Source organism: Siculibacillus lacustris (assembly GCF_004328075.1).
GTDB classification, from domain to species: domain Bacteria; phylum Pseudomonadota; class Alphaproteobacteria; order Rhizobiales; family Ancalomicrobiaceae; genus Siculibacillus; species Siculibacillus lacustris.
In genome coordinates this window covers 1-4,605 of sequence record NZ_SJFN01000072.1, presented here as the reverse complement: position 1 = coordinate 4,605, position 4,605 = coordinate 1, and the positions used below count along the sequence as shown (strand labels likewise).

Below are 4,605 nucleotides of genomic sequence, written 5' to 3'. Positions count from 1 at the left end.
AAGCTCGTCTTCTTGCCCGGCGCCACCCACAAGCGCATCGCCGCATCGAGCGACGCCCTCGGCTCCCAGGCGATGATCGATCTCGTCCAGAAGGCCGCGACCGCCTTCGATCTGATCATCATCGACCTTCCGCCGATCGGCGCCGTCATCGACGCCGTCGCCGCCTCCCGCTTCATCGACGGCTACTATCTCGTCGTCGAATGGGGCAAGACCCCCCGCAGCGCCGTCCGCGACATGCTCATCGCCGACCCCGTCATCGCCGACAAAGCCATCGGCGTCGTCCTCTCAAAAGTCGAAATCGAACGCCTCAAAATGTTCGATGCCCACTCCTCATACGGGTACTTCGGGCAATACCAATCAAGGTATTATGGAAGCACTTGGGGCGCGTGAAGGGGCAGAAGGCGGCGGGCTTCATCTTTCTCGGTGACGAGATGCTGACTCTGCCCAGAGCCTCGAACGACCACACGATGACGCGATTGTCATTACATCGAGCGGCAGGCATCGACGAACACGGTGAAATTTCGGTTGACGCTGCACTGCACTCGTGGCATAGGTATAACTGTGCATGGGGTAATCCTGATGGAGCTCCGCGTTATGTGACTTTGGATGCAGCCTCCGGTTGGAGGTCGAGACGGGAGGTGCAGCATGAGCAAGATGTCGTTCTGGAAGGCCGCCGTCGTCGGCGCGACCCTCGCAATCGGTATGGGGGCGCCCGCCGCCAATGCGGCTGCGCCGGCTACGGTGAGTGACTATCTCGGAATCCAGGCCAACTACGGCAACTTATTTATCTCCAATTTGACGTCCTACAGCAGCTTCCTATCGGGTCTGCAGTCGGCGTTGAGTTCGTCTTTGGGATATGCCGGTGTCAACGCGTATTTCAACAATACGCCGAGCTTGGTCGATGGCTCGACCCCTACTCATAGTGTTTGGTTTGCAACTCTCACATTCACCGGAACGTCGGTTATTTCCAACGGTTCGATCGTGAACCTGTCGACCGGCGCAGTGAGTTCTGTCCCGGCCCCGGGTCCGATTGCGGGGGCCGGCTTGCCGATCCTTGTCGCGATGCTCGGCTTCGGTCTCTATCATCGTCGCCGCGTGGCGTGACGGGTCTCTTCGCCCGATGAATGAGCCCAAATAAAGGCGCGCCTTTCGGCGCGCCTTTCGTTTGATAGAGTGACGTGCCGGTCGCGAGAAAGAAAGAATTGGCGTGGCGGACCTAGCGTAAGCCTAGCCTTAACCAACTCGGTGACGACTCTCACCGAGTCCCTCGTACCGACCTCGGCTCGTGATCAATCTGTAATCATTTCGACGTATATGGCTCTTACCGAATGGGGAGCAGACGAATGTCATACGCGTACGACCGATCTGCGTGTCTCGCTCGCTCCTTTGGACGTCACTCATGATCTCCGCCCCGCCCCCTTCCGCCGCGGGATTTCGCTGGTATGCCGTGCATACGCTGCCTCGCCAGGAGGCGCTGGCGGTCATTCACCTCGAGCGTCAAGGATACGAAGCTTTTCTGCCGAAGGCCCTCGTCACGCGCCGGCATGCCCGCAAATTCGAAACCCTGAAAGCCGCCCTCTTTCCGCGTTACGCCTTCGTCTCCCTCGACATCGGCCGTCATCGCTGGCGCAGCATCAATGGAACGATGGGTGTCGCCTCCTTGGTGATGGGGATCGACTATCCGCAACCCGTACCCAATGGAATCGTCGAAGACCTGATCGAAGCGGCCGACGAGGATGGCGTGATCGACATCGGTCGTGGTTTCCGTCCGGGGGATCCGGTAGAAATCTTGGTCGGCCCCTTCGCCGGCACCGTCGGCACTCTGGTGTCGCTCGACGCCAAGGGTCGTGTCGAAATGTTGCTTTCGTTGCTCACCGGCGCGGTCCGCGTCAAAGTGGCACGAGAGGTGCTACGTCCGGCATCGTGACCGGGCGCGTAAAGGCCGACTTTGGTCGACGGATGAAGCCTCGCTTCACCCGGATGGCGGTAGCATGGAAAAACCACCATTTTCTACAGCTCGCACTTGGCGAGGTCGGTGAATGGCGGCGAGCACCGGGTCGGTTCGATGTTGAAATTTTACGCAGGCCGGCTCGAATTTGCGCCGCGGCGCAACAATCTGGGTAAGGGTCAACTTCGGAGGAGGGGTGTCACGGAGCGCCCGGGCCGTCATTGTGGAAATATCTCGCCGTGCGTCCCGAGGGCTCCAGTATCACGAAGGTGCTTCAACCGGTCGCTTCCCGTGCGGGTGGTTCCAGTCGGGGCTCTTCGTGCGTCATCGCCCGGAGTGGGTCGCCCGAGCGCCGCTTCTTGGGGTTCGCGGTCGGACTTCGTCATCGCTCGATGAGCGGCGTTATCGAAAGCTATTGGCTACTACAGACGCTCAGAGTCCGTTTGAGACCGAGTTGGCGAGAAGCCGCGAATATGATTCACGCTTGGTGTGCGGGCCCCGGCCAGCCGCGGCCGCATGGCCGAGATCGCGAAGAAGACGCAACGCTTCCGGACCGATCTGACCGATGAAGAGTGGTCACTGATCGTCTCCCTGCAGCCTCGACCGGCCTCGACGGTCCGACCAAGCGTGGTCGACCTTCGGAAGGTTCTCAACGCTATCCGGTACCTCGGCCGAACCGGGTGCGGGTGGCGAATGCTACCACACGACTTTTCGATGTGGCGGACCGTCTACTGGTGGTTCTCGAGCGAGTCCCTATCAAACTCGAACGAGGGGCCCACCGTCGCCGAACGCGCGCCGCAGCATCGCGGAGTTTCTCAACGGAATCGACGGCTATCTGACCTGACTGATCATCGGGCCGCGGTTCATCGATCCTCGCTTGTGGATCCCGCTGTTCGTCCGCGACAGGGCTTTGACGGCGCCGGAAGGCGTGCCGGAGTGACCTTGCCCCCGGTGACATCATCGCACCTATCCGGGCGCTCTCATCGTCATCAACGACCACCGTCGGAGACGCCGAGATTCGCGCTGTCGCAAAGGCCGTCCTCGACATCAGGGAATACTTCATGCCGCGACGCGCAAGAGACGCCCGCTGGCGCTGACGCCGTCACGACCAAACCAGTGTGGGCGTTCATCGCGCTTACCATATTTTTCCCGGATCGATGCCTTGCATAACCCATATTTCGCATTGACAAGACCGAACCGTATACAACATAATATCTGGGTTTTTGGTTCTTTTTTGGGAAATCAGATCGTGAAAACTATAGGCGACCGTATTGCGAGCGTGAAGGGGCAGTCAACCGGCTTCGACTATCTGCGAATTTTCCTATCGATCGGGATCGTCGCAGCTCACAGCACGAGCATGTATTCCAATAAGGTGATCACAGACGCAATCTGGAACAGCAATTTTTGATTTATACTGGCCTTTATGGTCCCGATGTTCTTTGCACTGTCTGGATATCTCGTTTCCGGCTCTCTGGAGCGCAACAATCTGGTACGGTTCCTCGGCCTTCGTATACTTAGAATTGTGCCTGCCCTTGCATTTGAAATTTTTTTATGCGCTCTGGTGCTCGGCGTGAGCTTCACAAAACTTCCACTTTATGAATATTTCGTGTCGCGTGAGTTTATCGTCTATTTTGGTAATATCGTGGGCTGGATTCATTTCACTCTTCCTGGAGTTTTCGAGGGAAAAGTAATCAATCTTCAACTCTGGACCATACCATATGAGCTGGAGTGCTACGCCGCGATCGCCGTCATCTCGATGCTCGGCCTGTTTCGCCGCAGATCTTTCAACCTCGTTCTGGTTTCGGTTCTCACCGTGGGGATCAGCTATCTAACCTGGGATCCGATGGCGCCACAGAACAACCTGAACGGCCGCGCGCTCGTTCTCGCCTTTCTGTTTGGTGTGGTCATCTATCAGTACCGCGACAAACTGGCTTTTTCTCCGAGCCTCGCGGTGGTCGCCACTATTCTGAGTGTCGTGCTGCTGAGCCGGGCGAACTATACGATTTTGGCAGGTGCTCCGATCGCCTACCTCACCGTGTACATTGGCTTGCAGCAGTTTCCGCCGATCCGATTCGGTGATTTGTCCTATGGTGTCTATCTCTTCCATTACCCGATCCTACGAACCGTCAACGAGATCACAGGCAATGGCATCGGAATAATCGCCGGCTTCGCCATCGTGCTAGTTCTATCGGCTGGATGCGCCCTGATTTCCTGGAACCTCATTGAACGGCCACTGTTGGAGCAAAAGAAGGCAATCCTCGGGCCATGGGTCGACGATCTGAACACGGCGGTTACGGAAGCGGCACGAAGTACACTGAGGTTCATGAGATTTTTGCCGGCGCAGAGTTGATTCACCAATGGTTCGTTGAGCCAACCCGTCGTGAACTCGTTGCCCGACAGGATCAAATCCTAGGTCCTGTTGACGAATACGCGCGTCCATAGGCGGACAGCAGCGATGAGGACGAAGCCGAGGTAGCTGTCGGCGGTCTTGTCGTAGCGGGTGGCGAGGCGGCGGAAGTTCTTCAGCTTGTTGAAGCAGCGCTCGATCCTGTTTCGCAGGGCATAGACGTGGTCATCGACGGGGATCTGGATCTTGCGGCTTCGCCGCATCGGGATCATCGGTGTGACGCCACGAGCCTCCATCTCCTCTCGGATAT

Annotated in this window: 5 protein-coding genes and 1 pseudogene; 5 read left to right on the top strand and 1 reads right to left on the bottom strand. The window is 57.9% G+C overall.

All coding sequences use genetic code 11. The features are described 5' to 3' along the window. From EYW49_RS22645 to EYW49_RS22625, 5 genes and pseudogenes are all read left to right on the top strand, one after another. Positions 1 to 390, top strand: a pseudogene (locus EYW49_RS22645) (polysaccharide biosynthesis tyrosine autokinase); the annotation flags it as partial. Between the two features lie 255 nt (positions 391 to 645). After that, positions 646 to 1,104 (top strand): hypothetical protein, encoded by a 459-nt coding sequence (locus EYW49_RS22640; protein WP_131311990.1) that lies wholly within the window; start codon positions 646 to 648, stop codon positions 1,102 to 1,104. 295 nt (positions 1,105 to 1,399) lie between these two features. Further along, positions 1,400 to 1,927: a transcriptional activator RfaH gene (locus tag EYW49_RS22635; protein ID WP_131311988.1), complete on the top strand. Its 528-nt coding sequence runs from the start codon at positions 1,400 to 1,402 to the stop codon at positions 1,925 to 1,927. A 537-nt stretch (positions 1,928 to 2,464) separates the two neighbouring features. Continuing rightward, positions 2,465 to 3,118, top strand: coding sequence for a transposase (locus tag EYW49_RS22630; RefSeq protein WP_131311986.1), 654 nt, complete (start codon positions 2,465 to 2,467; stop codon positions 3,116 to 3,118). A gap of 253 nt (positions 3,119 to 3,371) precedes the next feature. Continuing rightward, the gene (locus tag EYW49_RS22625; RefSeq protein ID WP_131311984.1) at positions 3,372 to 4,298 is read left to right on the top strand and encodes an acyltransferase family protein; all 927 of its coding nucleotides are present in this window, start codon (positions 3,372 to 3,374) and stop codon (positions 4,296 to 4,298) included. Between the two features lie 59 nt (positions 4,299 to 4,357). Here the strand turns inward: EYW49_RS22625 and EYW49_RS22620 are convergent. Further along, a partial coding sequence (locus EYW49_RS22620) for a transposase (protein WP_206365391.1) occupies positions 4,358 to 4,605 on the bottom strand: 248 nt, incomplete at its 5' end.

Bases quoted from the DNA above. Each gene is read 5' to 3' on its own strand.
- EYW49_RS22640 (WP_131311990.1), top strand. From the start codon at position 646: ATGAGCAAGATGTCGTTCTGGAAGGCCGCCGTCGTCGGCGCGACCCTC.
- EYW49_RS22635 (WP_131311988.1), top strand. From the start codon at position 1,400: ATGATCTCCGCCCCGCCCCCTTCCGCCGCGGGATTTCGCTGGTATGCC.
- EYW49_RS22630 (WP_131311986.1), top strand. From the start codon at position 2,465: ATGGCCGAGATCGCGAAGAAGACGCAACGCTTCCGGACCGATCTGACC.
- EYW49_RS22625 (WP_131311984.1), top strand. From the start codon at position 3,372: ATGGTCCCGATGTTCTTTGCACTGTCTGGATATCTCGTTTCCGGCTCT.